We start from the raw sequence: 15,551 nt of genomic DNA, 5'->3' as shown, positions 1-15,551 counted from the left end.
AATAGGTTTGTCCCCAGGGTGACTCCAAAGGGAGGTTCGGGGATGGGTGGTCAGGTGCTGCGGCTCCAGGACGTCGCCGTCAGGCGCGACGGAGCGGCCCTGCTGCGCGGCATCGACTGGACGGTCAATGCGGACGAGCGATGGGCCGTCATCGGCCCCAACGGCGCGGGCAAGACCACGTTGCTGCAGGTCGCCAGCACGTTGCTCTACCCGACCGAAGGTGTGGTCGAGGTGCTCGGGGAGCGGCTGGGGCAGGCGGACGTGTTCGATCTGCGGCCGCGCATCGGACTGGCGAGCGCCGCGCTGGCCGAGCGCATCCCGCCCGAGGAGAAGGTCATCGACCTGGTGCTGACCGCCTCCTACGGAATCATGGGCCGCTGGACCGAGGAATATGACTCCAATGACGTGACCCGGGCGGTCGAGCTGATCGACATGATGGGCGCGGCTCATTTGATCAGGCGGCGCTTCGGCACGTTGTCCGAGGGGGAGCGCAAGCGGGTGCAGATCGCCCGCGCGCTCATGCCCGACCCCGAGGTGCTCCTGCTCGACGAGCCCGCGGCCGGGCTCGACCTCGGCGGTCGCGAGGACCTGGTGCGCCGCCTGGCGTTGCTGGCCGGCGACTTCCGCTCGCCGACGCTGGTCCTGGTGACGCACCACGTGGAGGAGGTGCCCGCCGGGTTCACGCATGGGCTGCTGCTGCGGCACGGCTCCGTGGTGTCCCAGGGGCCGCTCGAGCACGTGATGACGTCCGACAACCTGTCCCAGACGTTCGGGGTGCCGCTGACGCTGGATCGCAGTGCAGAGGGCCGCTGGTACGCCCGCGCATACTAGCGAGATCGCGATAGTAGATCACTTTTATGCACACAAAAGGCCCCGCCAGCTGAAACGAAATAGGATCTACGGAGTCGGTCCCCTCGACTTCGGAGCGTCGCCATGTCCGTCGAGCAGCTCATCGTCGCCCTCGTCGTGGTCGCGGCGGTGGGCTTCGGAATGGTCCGCACCATCCGCATCATCCCTCAGGCCACGGCCGCCATCGTCGAGCGGCTCGGGCGCTACCACAGGACGCTGACGCCGGGACTGAACCTGGTGGTGCCGTTCATCGACCGCATCAAGGACATGATCGACCTGCGTGAGCAGGTGGTGTCGTTCCCACCTCAGCCGGTGATCACGTCCGACAACCTGGTGGTCTCCATCGACACGGTGATCTACTTCCAGGTCACGAACCCGAAGAAGGCCACGTACGAGATCGCGAACTTCCTCATCGGCGTCGAGCAGCTCACGGTCACCACGCTGCGCAACGTGGTCGGTGGCATGGACCTCGAGCGCACGCTGACCTCGCGCGAGGACATCAACACCGCGCTGCGCGGCGTGCTCGACGAGGCGACCGGCAAGTGGGGCATCCGCGTCAACCGCGTCGAGCTGAAGGCCATCGACCCGCCCGCCTCCATCCAGGACTCGATGGAGAAGCAGATGCGCGCCGACCGCGACAAGCGCGCCGCCGTGCTGACCGCGGAAGGCCAGCGGCAGGCGGCGATCCTGCAGGCCGAGGGCGAGAAGCAGGCGTCGGTGCTGCGGGCGCGCGGTGAGGCGGAGGCGGCCGTGCTGCGGGCCCAGGCCGAGGCCGAGGCGCAGGCCATGCGTGCCAAGGGGCAGGCGGACGCGATCGGGATGGTGTTCAAAGCCATCCACGAGGGGAAGCCCGACCAGCACCTCCTCGCTTACCAGTATCTGCAGACCCTGCCGGAGATCGCCAAAGGCGAGGCAAATAAGATCTGGATCGTCCCATCGGAGATGGGCAAGGTCCTGGAGAGCCTTGGCGGCCTGTTCACACCCCCCAAGAGCCCAGATACGTAAAAGGAGGGTTCGTGACGGGGTGGGAGCTGGTCGCGGTCTGCGCGGCCGGGGTGGTGGCCGGTGCCATCAACGCGGTCGTCGGGTCGGGCTCGCTGATCACGTTCCCCACGCTGGTGGCCATCGGCGTCGATCCCGTCACGGCGAACGTCTCCAACACCATCGGCCTGGTGCCCGGCTCCTTCACCGGCGCGTACGGCTACCGCCCCGAGCTCCTCGGCCAGCGCGACCGCCTGCTGCGCCTGGGCGCGGCCTCGGCGGTCGGCGCGCTGATCGGCGGCATCCTGCTGCTGTTCCTGGACCCCGACGTCTTCGAGATCGTCGTCGTCGCGCTGATCGCCCTGGCTTGCGTGCTCGTCGTGGCGCAGCCGCGGATCAACCGCTGGCTCGCCGAGCGGCGCGAGCACGCGCACCCGCACGGGGGGCCGGCGTTGTGGCTGGGCGTGCTGGCCGCGGGCGTTTACGGCGGGTATTTCGGCGCGGCTCAAGGCGTGCTGCTGATCGGCCTGCTGGGCAGCTTTCTCGACGACCACCTCCAGCGGGTCAACGCCGCCAAGAACGTCCTCGCGCTGATCGTCAACGCCGTGGCGGCCACGCTGTTCCTGGCGGTCGCGGACGTGGACGTGCAGGCCGTGGCCGGGGTGGGGATAGGCGCGGTGGTCGGCGGATTCCTGGGAGCCCGGGTGGGGCGGCGGATCCCTGCGCCCGTCTTGCGGGGCGTCATCGTATGCGTGGGGATCGCGGCGATTATCGTACTGGTGTACGGATAGGTGTGGTGGGTATAACCCGGACATGAAGGGTGACCGGGTGGAGATCGTCATCGACGCGGGCGGCACCCCGCGCACTTACGAGATCAAGGCCACCCGCGCCGGTCGGCGGGTGGAGGTGACCACGGGCCGGGGGCTCGTCGAGGTGAGCGAGGTCACCCGCAGCGGCACCGCCGTACGCACGGCTCGGTTCATGTCCAGCCGCATCCTCGCCCTGGTGGAGCACCCGGCCGACGAGGTCAGCTGAAGTCGGCGGCGTGGTCGCGCGCCCACTGGCGGAAGGTCAGCCCCGGCCTGCCGAGCAGCCGCCGCACCGTGTCGGTGACCGGCTCCGGGCTGGTCACGAAGCCGTCCCACGTCCGCAGCGCGCTCTCCACGAACGTCGGGTCACCCCACGCCGCCATGAGCTGGTCGCGGGCCTCCTCCGGCGGCTGCTCCTCCCAGCGCACCCCGCGCCCGACCGCTTCGCCGATCAGCCGCACCTGCTCGGCCTGGGTGAGCTGCTCCGGCCCGGTGAGGATGTACGTGGCCCCGTTGTGGCCGGCGGAGGTGAGCACGTGGACGGCCACCGCCGCGATGTCCTTCTCGTGGATCAGCGACCTGGACGCCTGCCCGTAGGGCCACCGCACGACACCCTGGCGGATCTGCCCGGCCCAGCCCAGCGTGTTGGCCGCGAAACCGCCGGGCCGCAGGAACGTCCAGCCGAGCCCGGAGTGCCGGATCAGGTGCTCGATCTCGTGGTAGTGCGTCACCGGCTCATCCGCTACGTTCGCCGACAGGTAGACCACGCGCCGCGCGTGCTTGGCGATCGCCGCGATCACCTCGTCGGCGCCGTCCGCGGTGAAGCCCGGCCAGAGCAGGAACACACTCTCCACGTCCTCCAACGCGGGCTCCAGCGTCTCTGCCGCGTTCAGGTCACCCTGAGCCATCTCGACGGGCAGCCGCGCCCGCGCCGGGTCTCTGACGAGCGCCCGCACCTCCAGTCCGGCCTCCGCGAGCTGGGAAACCACATGCCTGCCAACATTGCCGGTCGCGCCGGTCACCAGAATCTTGCCCATGGCTCGACCGTAGAACCTCAACCAAACTTCAGGTCAACCCCGGCCGTACCTGGATCGTGCCGTCCCGCCGGATCCTGGTCTCGAACGTGGGCGCGGGAGCGGTCGCGGGCCCGTGTCGCACGGTGCCGTCCACCAGCCGGAACGTGCTGCCGTGCCACGGGCAGACCACGCACGCCTCGCCGTTGTCGATGACGAGCCTGCCCTGGTGCAGGGGACCGGCCAGATGGGGGCAATGGTCGGCGAGCACGGTCACGGCCTCGCCCTGGCGCAGCACGAAGAGCTGGATGTAGCCGAGCCGCCGGGCCACCGGCCGACCGTCCGGCAGGTCCTTGATCGGGCACAGATCGTGCCAGCCCAGCGGCACCAGGTGCGAGACCTGCGGGGCGTGGTTGGCCCCCGCCGCCTGCCGGTAGGCCATGTGGCCGCCCAAATAGGCGCCGAGCGTGCCGACCCCCAGCCCGGCGAAGGACAGGATCTTTCCTGCCCGCTCCTGGCCGCGCAGGCGGGCCATCAACGACGCGGAGAACAGACTGAGCGCGGTCAAATTTGACAACATATGGACGAAGCCGACCCGCTGCTGTTCGCGGTGGAGCGTGGACCAGTCGGTCAGCCCGGCGGCGGCGGTGGGCAGCGCGTTGGCCACGCCGGTGGCCAGCAGCAGCCGCGAGGCCCGCGGGTCGGCTCCGGCGAGGTCGAGCACGGCCGTCGAGATCCAGCAACCCAGGCTGACCGAGGCCAGCGGCGGGTGCAGGGGCTCGCCGATGGGCACGCCATGCAGCAGGTCGCGGACGAAGCCGGTGCGGATGCGCCGGCGTATCGCCTTGGCGAGCACCCTGATCGGCCGGTCCATGGACTTCGACTTCTCGAGCCGATCGGCAAGGGCAACCGGCCCGGCGAAACCCCGCAATTGCCGACGTCTCGCTCGTACTTCCTCTTTCACGACAAGTCCCCTACCCCCGCCGTGAGGGGATCACTCGGACAGGTGTCCCCTGGCCACGGAGAGTTCGACCAGCTCCAGGGCGTACGCGCCGAGCGAGGGCGAGCCTTCCTCGATGATCCGCACCTTCTCCCTGACCTGCGAAGCCTTGACCTTGAACAGCGGCCACGTGCCGCCTTCGGTGTGGTGGTTGGCCAGGATCGGGGCGAAGCGGTCGAGCGCCTTGGCGAAGCGCGCCTCCGGCGTCTTCCTCGCCTCGAACTCGTCCCACAACTCCCGCACCCACACCGCCTGGTCGGCGGGGAGCAGGCCGAAAATGCGGTCGGCGGCGGACCGCTCGGCGTCGGCCTGGGCGGCGACCTCCACCGGGTCGTAGATGAACGTGTCGCCGGCGTCGATCTCCACCAGGTCGTGCACCAGCAACATGGCCACCACCCGTTGAAGGTCGGTCCCCGGCGGGGCATGCTCGCCGAGGACCATCGCCAGCGTGCCCACGTACCAGGAGTGCTCTGCGGTGTTCTCCCGCCGCGAACCGTCGATCAGATGGTTGCGGCGGATGATCCGCTTCAACTTGTCGATTTCGATGGCGAAGGAGATCTGGGCGTTCAGGCGGTCCTCTTCTGGCGCGATAGTCACGCGCGACACCCTAATGCGCGGTGATCACCCCAGTTGGTGAAATCGTGACCGGAACTCCGTTGAACACTGCGTTACCACTTGGAACGTCTATGGCTGATTCGTCCGTGAGCGTGTTCACGGAGACGCCCGCGTGCTCGGCCGCCACGCTCTGCGCGCTGCCCGCGTGGCCCCAGCCGTGCGGCAGGCTGACCACGCCCGGCATGATGGTGTCGGTGGGCTCCAGGGGCACCGTGAGCCGCCCCTTCGCCGAGCTGACCACGGCCTCGCCGTCGAGTCCGAGCCTGGCCACGTCGGCCGGGTTGATCTGCAGCGTGCAGGTGTTGCTGCCGCCGACCAGCGAGCCCACGTTGTGCAGCCAGCTGTTGTTGGAGCGTAGGTGGCGCCGCCCGATCAGGACGATCTCCGGTGGCTCCTCGTCCAGCTTGCTCCGCAGCCGCTCCACGTCCTCGATGAGCTGCGGCGGCGCCAGCTCGATCAGCCCGGAGGCGGTCTTGAGGACCTCGTCGAGCCGGGGCTCCAGCGGGCCGAGGTCCAGGCCGTGCGGGTGGTCGAGCAGCTTGCGCAGCGACAGGTCGCCCTTGCCCGCCCACTCGCCGTACGGGCCGAGCCTGAGCATGAGGTCGAGCCTGCGCTCGCCGCCGGTCTCGCCGTCCAGATCTGCGCGCAGCTCGGCCACGTCCCGCCCCTCGACGCCGGAGCCGGGCGTCTGCGTGGCTTTGCGCAACATCTCGTCGATGACGAACGCGTCCAGGTCCCCTTCGAGCCCTGAGGCGATCAAGGCCAGCCTCGCCAGGATCTGCGCCTCGGAAGGCTGCCCGTCCAGGGGCAGTGACGGCGGCGAGTACCGCGTGTAGTTGCGCACGGCGAACCCGAGCAGCGCGAAGTCGTAGTGCCCCGACTGCAGCACCCGCGGCGGCGGCAGGATGACGTTGGCGTGCTTGGTGGTCTCGTTCAGGTAGGGGTCCACGCTCACCATGAAGTCGAGCCCCTCGAAGGCCGCGTCCAGCCTGTCCCCGTGTGGCGCCGACAACACGGGGTTGCCGGCGATCGTGATCAGGAACCTGACCTGGCCGTCGCCGGGGGTCTCGATCTCGTCCGCGAGCGTGGCCACCGGCAGCTCGCCGTTGGCCTCGGGCAGGCCGCGCACCCGGCTGGTCCACCGGCCCACCTGGTATGGCCTGCGGCGCGCCGCGAACTCCGTGGCCGGTTTGGGGAACATGGCGCCGCCCGGCCGGTCGAGGTTGCCGGTGAGCACATTGAGCACGTCCACCAGCCATTGGGCCAGCGTGCCGAACTCGGCCGTGCAGGTGCCGATCCTGGCGTACACGGCCGCCGTACGCGCCGCCGCCAGCTCCCTGGCCAGCCGTACGATCACCTCGGCCGGCACCCCGGTACGGCGGGCCACCGACTCCGGCGGGAAGTGCTTGGCCGCCTCCCGCACCTGATCCAGGCCGTTCACCTGGTGTGACACCGTCACCAGTTCTTCGGCGAAGAGCGTGTGGACGAGCCCGAACAGCAGGTAGGCATCCGTTCCCGGGCGGACGAAGACGTGCTCGTCGGCCAGCGCGGCGGTCCTGGTCCGCCGCGGATCGACGACGACGAGCCGCCCACCGCGCCGGCGCAGCGCCTTCAACCTGCCGGGGAAGTCCGGCGCGGTGCACAGCGAGCCGTTCGACTCCAGCGGGTTGGCGCCCAGCATCAGCAGGTAATCCGTGCGGTCCAGGTCGGGGACCGGGATGGCCAGCGGGTGCCCGAACATCAGGCCGCTGGCCACGTGCTTGGGCATCTGGTCGGCGGTGCTGGCGGAGTAGATGTTACGGGTGCCGAGCGCCTTGATCAGCGGGGCGCCGTAGAGCGCGCCCGCCATGCTGTGGGCGTTGGGATTGCCGAGGTAGACCGCGATGGACTGGCGGTCGCTCACCTGGTCGAGCGCGGCCTTCACGGCGCCGAACGCCTCGTCCCAGCCGACCTCCCGCCACAGGTCGCCCTCCCGGATCAGCGGTTTGCGCAGCCGGTCGGGGTCCTCGTCCAGGCGGCCGAGGCTCGCCCCCTTCGGGCAGATGAAGCCCTTGCTGAACGGATCGTCCTTGTCGCCGCGGACGCTGGTCACGTGCCCGCCCTCGTCGAGCGTGAGCGTCAGTCCGCAGACGGCTTCGCAGAGGGGGCATGTCCGGTGGACGGTCGAGGTCATCACGACTCCTGAGTTCGCCAGATGAACTCATATTGGTCTGTGTCACGCGCATGGGGAAGCCCCGGAGCCCCCGCGGTCTCCGGGGCTTCCTCCCCGGGGAAGGCCCCTTTACCCCGGGGTTCTCAGCCGACCTGCGACAGCATGACCCGCGTGCGCAGATCGGGCGGCTCCTCGAGATCGGGTCTGAGCGAGACCCACTCGCGCCTGCCGTAGAGCCGGTCCAGCCCAGGTGAGGCGGCGCCCGGCACCTCGTCGCGCCGGACGATCTCCACGATCAGCAGCTGCGCGCGCGTGCGGTTCCGGTAGACGTTCACGCTCCTCGCCCAGCAGGCCGCCGCGATCTCCTCGCTGTACGCCTCGAACTCCTCGGCGCTGATCCCGGCCCGCGTCAGGATCAGTGCCTTCTCGCCGGTCGTCGTCGGCGTGATCCACAAGACCAGCGGGATGCGCCCTGCCCTGGTGTGCATCGTGGTCTCCAGGCAGACCCGCTGCAGGCGGTGCCTGGACACCACGCACCAGAAGTGGGCGGCGATCCAATTGCGGCCGATCCTGGTGGCGGCCGGTGCCGAGACCGCGCTCATCAGCAGCAGGAAGGGCACCCACCGGCCTTCCTGTGTCGCGTTGAGCAAGGTCAGCGCGAACAGCGCCAGCATGGTCGCGAGCAACAACTCGGTCCGTGACCGCCAGAGCCGGACCAGCGGCCCGCCGCCGCGGGCGCCGGGGAGGTCCTCGTTGGCGGGGTAGATCTGGTTGCGCGGGTTCCTCGACATCAGGTCACCTCCTCGTGCACCCGGCGAGGCAGGCGGAGCTGGTCGAAGCGTGGGTCCCGGTAGCGACGGGCACCGAATCCCGTCCTGGTCACGGTCCAGCCGACGTGGTGCGCGAATTCATCGGGCTCCATGCAGATTTCGCGGTCGGCCCATGCGATGAGTTCCCGGATCCGGGACTTGATTCGGCTGAGTCCCTTGGTACCTTGTGAGTACATAGAAGACCCCTTTCGCGGCATTTCTAGAGGTGGCTTCTTCACCGGTCCGAGGGCTGATGACCAGGCCCGTCGCAGGGTGGCAGCCCATATGCGGGGACACTGGTCGTCAGTCTCGGACCGGTTTTTTCCTGCGCTGGTGAGTCAACGTGCGCCGGATTCGTCGGCGCTGGCTGCTTCAGTCGGTTGCGAGGTCCTTTCGGCAAGCGGCCTCCCTGGGGGCGAGATTCGTTTCCGGGGCGGCGACGTTGCCGTCGATGCGGCCCTGGCAGGGGCGCGCGACCAAAGGGGGAAGGCCCGGTGCGTGCGGCGATGTCGTCATGCCCGGCCTCCCTCACACTCGAGAAACCCTCCTCGAAACCGATGGTCCTCCGAGGTCTGCGTTGCTGCAATACCCTGAGCAAGGAAGATTTCATTTTCTTCGCTTCTTGCCGATGAGCTTGCTCTGCAACTTGCACGAGAAGTGTCGACGACCCTCTGGCCGGGGCGGGGAGGCCGGAATCTTCGCCTCGACCTAGAGGGCTTCATGGAGCTTGTCTTGCTCCTACGCTCTCCCCGTGACAGCCTTCTGGCAAGGCCAGACGCGACTACGCGTGCAACTTGCAGTGTAAGATTGGGCGACCGATCCCTAAACTCAGGTTCCAAACGATCCCTTCCGGCTACACCTTCCTTCCCGACAAGGAGAGCGGACGGTGCCAACGCAGCAGGGCAGCCCGACGGTACGCAGGCTCCGGCTCGGCCAGGAGTTGCGTTTGCTGCGCGAGCGGCGAAAGCTCACCGGGGCCAAGGCGGCGATGGAGCTCGGCTGGTCGCCCAGCAAGATCAGCCGCATCGAGGCCGCGAGGACGATGCCCAGCACCGACGACATCAAGGCGCTGGTGAAGCTCTATCGCGTTGATGGGGACAAACTTGATGAACTCATCGGCCTGTTGCGGGATGCGGAGCAGCGGGGGTGGTGGGAAGATTACGAAGACGTTCTTCCCGAGGAATACACAAGATTCCTCGGGCTAGAGGCTGAGGCGACCTCTCAGCGATCCTGGGAGCCGCAGCTCGTGCCGGGCCTCCTGCAAACCGAGGACTACGCGCGGGAGGTCATCCTGGCTTCCCGGGGCATCGCGCGCATCACGCACAGCGGTGTCCGCAGCCGCGTCGAGGCCCGCCTCGACCGGCAACGGCGCGTGCTGCACCGGCCGGAGCCCTGCAGGCTCACGGTCGTGCTCGACGAGTCGGCGCTGATGCGCCGCTTCGGCGAACCCTCGGTGATGCGTGAGCAGATGGAGCATCTCCTGGAGATCTCCCTGCTCCCACATGTCAGCGTGCACGTCCTGACCTTGGACTCACTTCATCCGGTGAACACCGGCACCTTTATTCATCTGCAGTTTGCGGAATTCGACGATGTTGTCTACCTGGAACAGTTGTATACTGCCAACTTCGTCGAAGACCTCCAACGCGTGGCTGGATACGAAATCGCCTTCGACCACGTCAAGTCGGAGGCGCTCGACGAGAACGAGTCTCGCGTTCTCATCCAGCGCAAAGCCATGCTGTGGCGTCGGTAGAGACGCCCACCTCAACAAGGGGCAATGGAGCCCCTTTAGCTATTTGGGGAGATAATGCACAACCACCCTTCGAAGGCGGCTTGGCGGAAGAGCACCTTCTGCAATGGCGCAGACGCCTGTGTCGAGATCGCCCCGCTCTCCGACGGCAACGTCGCGCTGCGTGACAGCAAGGAGCAGGACGGTCCCGTTCTCGTGTTCACTCCTGCGGAGTGGGCCGCGTTCACCTCCGGCGTTCGCGAGGGTGAATTCGACCTGGCGACACTGGCGGCGACGAGCGCCTAAAGAAAACGGCCCGGCGACGTTGAGGACACAACATCGCAGGGCCGCTCCCCGCACGGCCGTCAAGGGGCCATGGCCAACTCCTGCTCGCCTCGCGAGCGAGCGTAGAAGACGTAGCCATCATGGCACAGCATCCCCCCGGATGATCAAGCGCCATGGGATTTGATCTCGCGCGGCCCGTCGCCAATTCGAGATGCGATAAGCCGTCTTACCGGATCCGTTTCGAGAGCTGCCGGTGAAAAGCCCGGACGGCCGGAAGAATTCCGCTTGAACACGCGCGCGGCGCATCCTTTTCCGGGGTGCGCCGCTCTTCATGTCGGCGGTGACCTCGGGGGCCGAGGCGTGGCCGACGATGGTGATCCTGCAGGAGCAGTGGGCCGTTCGGCCCAAGATCAGCTTTGACAGTTCGGGCAGACGCCCCAGAACGTGACGTCGGCTTCGTCCACGATGTAGCCGGCCCTGTCGCAGGGCTCGAGGCAGGGGGCGATCCCCACCACACAGTCGACGTCGGTCACGGTCCCGCACTCCCGGCAGACGAGGTGGTGGTGGTTGTCGCCCACGCGGGCCTCGTAACGTGCCGGGCTGCCCATGGGTTCGATCTTCCGTACGAGACCGGCCTCGTGCAGCGCGTGCAGCGAGTCGTAGACCGCCTGAAGTGAGACCTGTCCCAGTCGTTCACGCACGCAGTGATAGACGTCGTCCACGTCCGGGTGGTCGGCATCGCGAACGGTCTGCATGATCGCCAGCCGGGCGGCGGTGACCCGGAGCCCGGCCTGGCGGAGAAGGTCGTCGTCCCCCATGCCAATCACGCTATGTCCTTAACCTGAGTCATCCAAGTAAAGGAATTCTCCAACTTTAGGCATGTGACGGCACACGGCTGCGCACGAGGAAGATCAAGTCCGGCGCCGATGAGCGCGCTCATGATCGCGTACGCGAGTCCGCCGGCGGCGGCGACCAGGTCCGCAATGAGTAAAATGATGGGGTCTGCCCGGTAATCTGCCCTGCATGGCATGCTCGATCCCTGAAAGTCAGGACTCGAGCGGAAATGGCGGCAGATGAGACTCCCCCGTGCCCTCCCGTTGTTCGCCTTCGTCGTCTCGCTTGCCGCCTGCTCATCGGCGCCTGAGCAGGAGTTGCAGAGCAAGCAGGTCGACCAGCAGGCGGCCGCCACGCCGGAGGAGGAGCCGACGCCTGAGCGGCGGCCGTACACGATCTCCTTCGGTGGGGACGTGCACTTCGAAGGGATGTTGCGGCCCAGGTTGTCGAACCCGCGCACCGCGCTCGGGCCGATCGCCGGCGTGCTGCGCCAGGCCGACTTGGCGATGGTGAACCTGGAGACCGCCATCACCACGGGGGGGACGCCCGCGCCCGGCAAGCAGTTCACCTTCCGGGCGCCCGCGACGGCGTTCACCGCGTTGAAGGCCGCGGGGGTGGACGTCGTGTCCATGGCGAACAACCACGGCATGGACTACATGGAGAGCGGGCTGGCTGACTCGCTGGCGGCGATCAAGCGCAGCAAGTATCCCGTGGTGGGGATCGGGAAGAACGCGGCGGAGGCCTACAAGCCGTTCAGGAAAACCGTGAACGGCAACCGGGTCGCGATCATCGGGGCCACTCAGGTGCTGGACGCCGAGTTCATCCGGTCGTGGACGGCCACGGCCGACCAGGGCGGGCTGGCCTCGGCCAAGGATGAGGCGAGCCTGCTGAGTGCGGTGCGGCAGGCGCGCAAGAACTCCGACACGGTGATCGTCCATCTGCACTGGGGCACCGAGATGCAGAAGTGCCCGAACCCGGCTCAGCTCTCGCTCGCCCCCAAGCTGGTCAAGGCCGGTGCGGATGTGATCGTCGGCGGGCACGCGCACATCCTGCTCGGGTCCGGATATCTCGGTAAGGCGTACGTCAACTACGGCATGGGCAACTTCGCCTTCTACAACTCCAACCCGGCGACCACCGGCAGGACCGGGGTGTTGACGTTGACGATCAACGGGCGAAAGGTGCTGAAGGACCGCTGGACGCCGGCCACCATCCAGAGCGGTGTCCCGGTCCCGATGACCGGTGCCGCCAGGACCCAGGCGGTGGCGGACTGGAGGGCGCTGCGTTCCTGCACCGGGCTGGCCGCGCGTCCCGGGCTGGCCGCGCGGCCCTGACGGATCTATATTTGGACATCCCGTCCAATAGGAGGTCGCGATGCGGTGGGTCGAGTCCGGTGACGTGCGGCTGGCGGTCTTCGAGGACGGCGACCCGGCCCGTCCCACGCTGCTGCTCCTGCACGGCTACCCGGACACGCATCGGGTCTGGGACGAGGTGGTCGCGCTGTTGCGCGACCGGTTCCACGTGGTGCGGTACGACGTACGCGGGGCCGGGGCGTCCACAGAGCCGCGCGACCGCCGCGACTACGGGTTCGACCGGCTGATGGACGATCTCTCCGCCGTGCTCGACGCCGTGGGGAAACCCCGCGTGCATCTCGTCGGGCACGACTGGGGGTCCCTGCAGGGATGGGAAGCGGTGGGACGGCCCAGGGTGCTGGAGCGGGTGGCCTCGTTCACCAGTGTCGGCGGGCCGGGGTTGCGGCAGACGGCGCACTTCCTGCGGCACGGCAGGCGGCGCGAGGTCGCCGCGCAGTTGGTCAAGTCCTGGTACATCGGCGGGTTCCTGGTCCCCGTGGTGCCGGAGCTCGTGTGGAGCTCGATCCTGCCCCGGCTGATCGCGCGGGGCTTCGGCGAGGGGGTGGCGGCGCGGGCCGGGCATCCCGCCGAGACGCTGGTCAGGGACGGGCGCAACGGGCTGTGGCTCTACCGGCGGAACATGACCGGCACGCTCGCGGACCCCGATCTCAGCCCGGCCGTCGGGGATGTTCCGGTGCAGCTCATCGAGGCCGCCCACGACAGGTACGTGACCCCGGCGCTGCTGGCCTCGATCGGGCAGTGGGTGCCCAGGTTGTGGCATCGGGAGATCGCGGCCGGCCACTGGGCCCAGCGCAGCCACCCCGGCCTTGTCGCCGGGATGATCGCCGAGTTCGCCGCCCACGTGGACGGCGCCCCGGCGTCCAGGGAGTTGCGGCGGGCACGGGCGGGCGCGCGCCGCGGGGCGTTCGGGGACCGGTTGGTGGTGGTCACCGGCGCGGGGTCGGGGATCGGGCTGGCCACGGCACGGGCGTTCGCCGCCCATGGGGGCGAGGTGGTCTGCGCGGACATCGACGCCGACGCCGCCGCACGGGCCGCGCGGGGGATCGTCAAGGACCTCGGGGGTACGGCGTGGGCCGTGCAGGTAGATGTCGCGAATATCGATCAGATGGAGGACTTTTCGCGAGATATTCTCACTAAATTTGGGGTGCCGGACATTGTGGTCAACAATGCCGGGATCGCCGTGGCCGGGCCTATTCTCGATCACACCGTTGACGACTGGCGCAGAACGATCGACGTCAATCTCTGGGGCGTCGTGCATGGCTGCCGGCTGTTCGGCGCCGCCATGGTGAAGCGCGGCCAGGGCGGGCACATCGTCAACGTCGCCTCCTTGGCCGCGTTCGCGCCGTCCAGGATGTTGCCCGCGTACTCGGTCTCGAAGGCGGCCGTGAAGATGCTCAGCGACTGCCTGAGGGCCGAACTCTCCGGGCACGGGATCGGCGTCAGCGCCATCTGCCCCGGCTTCGTGTCCACGCCTCTGGCGCAGCATGCCACGTACGTGGGGCGGGACCTGCGCGAGGAGGCCGTACGCGGGCTGGCGCGGCGCCGCTACCCGCCCGAGCGGGTGGCCGCCCACATTCTGCGGGCCGTACACCGGAATCAGGCGGTCGTAGCGGTCAATCTGGAAGGCAAAATAGGCTACGTGCTGTCCAGGATTTCGCCGCGGGCGATGCGCCGGCTGGCGCGGCTCGGTGGAGCCGCAAGAAATCCATAAATTTGCAGGTAACGATCGCCCGTAGGGGAGAAGATGAATCCGTGTCTTCGCCGCAGATGGATGACGATTGTGCCCAGCCCCAAACTCTGAGGCGGCAGCCCGCACAGCGCCGCAGCGCGCGGCGCGTCGAGCGCATGCTCGACGCCTGTGCCGAGCTGCTCGACGAGACCGGATACGAGGCCCTGTCCACCACCCGCATAGCCGAGCGGGCGGACGTGGCGATCGGGTCGGTCTACCAGTTCTTTCCCGACAAGCGGGCCATCACCCAAGAGGTCACCCGGCGCAACGTCGAGGAGTTCGTCCGCAGGGTGGACCGCCGGTTCCTGGAGGAGGACCATCGCGGCTGGTGGGAGGCGGTCGACGCGATCATCGACGAATACGTCGACATGCACAGGACCGTCGCCGGCTTCAAGAGCCTGCACTTCGGTGACGCCGTCGACCTCAACATGCTCGACTCCGACTCCGACAACAATACGGTGATCGCGGGACGGCTGCGCGGGCTGTTCCTGAAGGAGTTCGGGCTGGCCGACTGCCCAGAGCTGGACCTGGCAGTGCTGGTGGCCGTCGAGGCCGGGGACGCCGTGCTGAAGCTGGCCTTCCGCCGCGATCCCGACGGCGCTCCCGAGATCATCGACGCCGCCAAGCAGCTGATCCGCGGCTTCCTGTCCCGTCAGCTGAAATCCTGGTCGCCACCGTCATAGGGCCTTGCCGCGGAAGTACGCCCGCGCCGACGGGAGTGCGAGCAGGACGATGACGAGCGCCGAGCCCAGGGTCGTGAGCGCGAGCTTGCCGACGTTCGCGTGGAGCAGCCAGCCCGGCATGGCCTGCAACGCCGCGTCCACCAGGGCCGGAACGTCGATGCGCGCGAGCACCGGGTCGCTCTTGAAGGTGGACTCCAGTAGTGGGGTGACCCACACCTGGCGGGGGACGATGATGGCGCCGGCCACGAAGAGGATCGGCTGGAAGATCCAGGACAGGACGCGGCCGAGGCGCTTGCCGTTCAGGTTGAGCAGGGCCAGCATCGCCAGGATCAGCACGATCGCGACGGTGAACGGCAGCTCCGCCGTGTTCGAGCCGAAGCTGATGCCGTGTTCGGCCAGGATTGAGGGCGGCAGGCCCTGGCGGGCGACCTCCGCCTCGGCCGCCGCCTGCGCGCCGGTGCCGTGGACGAGGACGACGTAGGTCCCGAGCACGAACGGCACGGCGCTCAGTAACTGCAGCGTTGCGGCCAGGACGACACTGCGCGGGCGCTTGATCGAGGTGTCGGCTTTCATGGCGCGCTCCTCTGTGTGACGTGCGTACAGTGGACTTGAACTTTGTGCAAGAACGACCCTAGCCGGTACTTGCACTAAGTGCAGGCACTATTTGAACTTTGTTCAAGAGGCCTATTCTTGGCG

The 15,551-nt window shown here is 68.2% G+C and carries 17 protein-coding genes; 9 read left to right on the top strand and 8 right to left on the bottom strand.

Translation table 11 applies throughout. The features are described 5' to 3' along the window. Positions 1 to 42: 42 nt before the first annotated feature. The 4 genes from OHA25_RS04590 (at position 43) to OHA25_RS04575 (ending at position 2,865) form a co-directional block, all read left to right on the top strand. The gene (locus OHA25_RS04590) at positions 43 to 831 is read left to right on the top strand and encodes an ABC transporter ATP-binding protein (RefSeq protein ID WP_327586360.1); all 789 of its coding nucleotides are present in this window, start codon (positions 43 to 45) and stop codon (positions 829 to 831) included. Positions 832 to 933: 102 nt separating this feature from the next. Then, on the top strand, positions 934 to 1,854 hold the full coding sequence (locus OHA25_RS04585) for an SPFH domain-containing protein (protein ID WP_442942058.1): 921 nt from the start codon (positions 934 to 936) through the stop codon (positions 1,852 to 1,854). Positions 1,855 to 1,865: 11 nt separating this feature from the next. Next, entirely contained in the window at positions 1,866 to 2,621 is a 756-nt protein-coding gene (locus tag OHA25_RS04580; RefSeq protein WP_327586359.1) for a sulfite exporter TauE/SafE family protein, read from the top strand. 22 nt (positions 2,622 to 2,643) lie between these two features. After that, positions 2,644 to 2,865, top strand: a complete 222-nt coding sequence (locus OHA25_RS04575) for a hypothetical protein (protein WP_305914360.1) — start codon at positions 2,644 to 2,646, stop codon at positions 2,863 to 2,865. Here the strand turns inward: OHA25_RS04575 and OHA25_RS04570 are convergent. From OHA25_RS04570 to OHA25_RS04545, 6 genes are all read right to left on the bottom strand, one after another. After that, positions 2,858 to 3,676: an NAD(P)H-binding protein gene (locus tag OHA25_RS04570; RefSeq protein WP_327586358.1), complete on the bottom strand. Its 819-nt coding sequence runs from the start codon at positions 3,674 to 3,676 to the stop codon at positions 2,858 to 2,860. The genes OHA25_RS04575 and OHA25_RS04570 overlap by 8 nt on opposite strands. Positions 3,677 to 3,704: 28 nt before the next feature. Beyond that, complete coding sequence (locus tag OHA25_RS04565) at positions 3,705 to 4,526, bottom strand: Rieske 2Fe-2S domain-containing protein (protein WP_327586357.1); 822 nt, start codon at positions 4,524 to 4,526, stop codon at positions 3,705 to 3,707. A 120-nt stretch (positions 4,527 to 4,646) separates the two neighbouring features. Continuing rightward, positions 4,647 to 5,258 carry an HD domain-containing protein gene (locus tag OHA25_RS04560; RefSeq protein ID WP_305914363.1) on the bottom strand — a complete coding sequence of 204 codons (612 nt, stop codon included), beginning with the start codon at positions 5,256 to 5,258 and terminating at the stop codon, positions 4,647 to 4,649. A 1-nt stretch (position 5,259) separates the two neighbouring features. Further along, positions 5,260 to 7,440 (bottom strand): molybdopterin-dependent oxidoreductase, encoded by a 2,181-nt coding sequence (locus OHA25_RS04555; protein ID WP_327586356.1) that lies wholly within the window; start codon positions 7,438 to 7,440, stop codon positions 5,260 to 5,262. 122 nt (positions 7,441 to 7,562) lie between these two features. After that, the gene (locus OHA25_RS04550; protein WP_327586355.1) at positions 7,563 to 8,210 is read right to left on the bottom strand and encodes a hypothetical protein; all 648 of its coding nucleotides are present in this window, start codon (positions 8,208 to 8,210) and stop codon (positions 7,563 to 7,565) included. After that, positions 8,210 to 8,341 (bottom strand): hypothetical protein, encoded by a 132-nt coding sequence (locus OHA25_RS04545; RefSeq protein WP_305914366.1) that lies wholly within the window; start codon positions 8,339 to 8,341, stop codon positions 8,210 to 8,212. The genes OHA25_RS04550 and OHA25_RS04545 overlap by 1 nt, the downstream gene beginning before the upstream one ends. A 773-nt stretch (positions 8,342 to 9,114) precedes the next feature. Between OHA25_RS04545 and OHA25_RS04540 the strand changes: the two genes are divergently transcribed. Both OHA25_RS04540 and OHA25_RS04535 read left to right on the top strand, forming a co-directional pair. Next, positions 9,115 to 9,978, top strand: a complete 864-nt coding sequence (locus tag OHA25_RS04540) for a helix-turn-helix domain-containing protein (protein ID WP_327586354.1) — start codon at positions 9,115 to 9,117, stop codon at positions 9,976 to 9,978. 54 nt (positions 9,979 to 10,032) lie between these two features. Continuing rightward, positions 10,033 to 10,260, top strand: a complete 228-nt coding sequence (locus tag OHA25_RS04535; protein ID WP_327586353.1) for a DUF397 domain-containing protein — start codon at positions 10,033 to 10,035, stop codon at positions 10,258 to 10,260. A gap of 389 nt (positions 10,261 to 10,649) precedes the next feature. Here the strand turns inward: OHA25_RS04535 and OHA25_RS04530 are convergent, their stop codons facing one another. Continuing rightward, complete coding sequence (locus OHA25_RS04530; protein WP_327586352.1) at positions 10,650 to 11,057, bottom strand: Fur family transcriptional regulator; 408 nt, start codon at positions 11,055 to 11,057, stop codon at positions 10,650 to 10,652. A gap of 255 nt (positions 11,058 to 11,312) precedes the next feature. On the opposite strand from OHA25_RS04530, the gene OHA25_RS04525 reads away from it, so the two are divergent. The 3 genes from OHA25_RS04525 to OHA25_RS04515 are packed head-to-tail and all read left to right on the top strand — an operon-like array spanning position 11,313 to position 14,855. Continuing rightward, entirely contained in the window at positions 11,313 to 12,404 is a 1,092-nt protein-coding gene (locus tag OHA25_RS04525; RefSeq protein ID WP_327586351.1) for a CapA family protein, read from the top strand. Positions 12,405 to 12,444: 40 nt separating this feature from the next. After that, positions 12,445 to 14,154 carry an SDR family oxidoreductase gene (locus OHA25_RS04520; protein WP_327586350.1) on the top strand — a complete coding sequence of 570 codons (1,710 nt, stop codon included), beginning with the start codon at positions 12,445 to 12,447 and terminating at the stop codon, positions 14,152 to 14,154. A 56-nt stretch (positions 14,155 to 14,210) separates the two neighbouring features. Continuing rightward, a complete protein-coding gene (locus OHA25_RS04515) occupies positions 14,211 to 14,855 on the top strand; it encodes a TetR/AcrR family transcriptional regulator (RefSeq protein ID WP_327586349.1) in 645 nt (214 codons plus the stop codon). On the opposite strand, the gene OHA25_RS04510 is transcribed toward OHA25_RS04515, so the two are convergent. Beyond that, the gene (locus OHA25_RS04510; RefSeq protein ID WP_327586348.1) at positions 14,850 to 15,428 is read right to left on the bottom strand and encodes a hypothetical protein; all 579 of its coding nucleotides are present in this window, start codon (positions 15,426 to 15,428) and stop codon (positions 14,850 to 14,852) included. The genes OHA25_RS04515 and OHA25_RS04510 overlap by 6 nt on opposite strands. Positions 15,429 to 15,551: the final 123 nt, after the last annotated feature.

The sequence above is a fragment of the Nonomuraea sp. NBC_00507 genome (genome assembly GCF_036013525.1).
Classification (GTDB): Bacteria; Actinomycetota; Actinomycetes; order Streptosporangiales; family Streptosporangiaceae; genus Nonomuraea.
Note: the sequence above shows the minus strand (reverse complement) of the source record. Positions and strands in the feature narration are given on the sequence as shown.

What these genes read in the sequence shown, in the direction of transcription:
- OHA25_RS04555 (WP_327586356.1), bottom strand. Translation starts at nt 7,440, where the DNA reads ATGACCTCGACCGTCCACCGGACATGCCCCCTCTGCGAAGCCGTCTGC.
- OHA25_RS04510 (WP_327586348.1), bottom strand. Translation starts at nt 15,428, where the DNA reads ATGAAAGCCGACACCTCGATCAAGCGCCCGCGCAGTGTCGTCCTGGCC.
- OHA25_RS04520 (WP_327586350.1), top strand. Translation starts at nt 12,445, where the DNA reads ATGCGGTGGGTCGAGTCCGGTGACGTGCGGCTGGCGGTCTTCGAGGAC.
- OHA25_RS04585 (WP_442942058.1), top strand. Translation starts at nt 934, where the DNA reads ATGTCCGTCGAGCAGCTCATCGTCGCCCTCGTCGTGGTCGCGGCGGTG.
- OHA25_RS04515 (WP_327586349.1), top strand. Translation starts at nt 14,211, where the DNA reads ATGGATGACGATTGTGCCCAGCCCCAAACTCTGAGGCGGCAGCCCGCA.
- OHA25_RS04575 (WP_305914360.1), top strand. Translation starts at nt 2,644, where the DNA reads ATGAAGGGTGACCGGGTGGAGATCGTCATCGACGCGGGCGGCACCCCG.
- OHA25_RS04535 (WP_327586353.1), top strand. Translation starts at nt 10,033, where the DNA reads ATGCACAACCACCCTTCGAAGGCGGCTTGGCGGAAGAGCACCTTCTGC.
- OHA25_RS04530 (WP_327586352.1), bottom strand. Translation starts at nt 11,057, where the DNA reads ATGGGGGACGACGACCTTCTCCGCCAGGCCGGGCTCCGGGTCACCGCC.
- OHA25_RS04525 (WP_327586351.1), top strand. Translation starts at nt 11,313, where the DNA reads ATGAGACTCCCCCGTGCCCTCCCGTTGTTCGCCTTCGTCGTCTCGCTT.
- OHA25_RS04550 (WP_327586355.1), bottom strand. Translation starts at nt 8,210, where the DNA reads ATGTCGAGGAACCCGCGCAACCAGATCTACCCCGCCAACGAGGACCTC.
- OHA25_RS04590 (WP_327586360.1), top strand. Translation starts at nt 43, where the DNA reads ATGGGTGGTCAGGTGCTGCGGCTCCAGGACGTCGCCGTCAGGCGCGAC.
- OHA25_RS04570 (WP_327586358.1), bottom strand. Translation starts at nt 3,676, where the DNA reads ATGGGCAAGATTCTGGTGACCGGCGCGACCGGCAATGTTGGCAGGCAT.
- OHA25_RS04565 (WP_327586357.1), bottom strand. Translation starts at nt 4,526, where the DNA reads ATGGACCGGCCGATCAGGGTGCTCGCCAAGGCGATACGCCGGCGCATC.
- OHA25_RS04545 (WP_305914366.1), bottom strand. Translation starts at nt 8,341, where the DNA reads ATGGAGCCCGATGAATTCGCGCACCACGTCGGCTGGACCGTGACCAGG.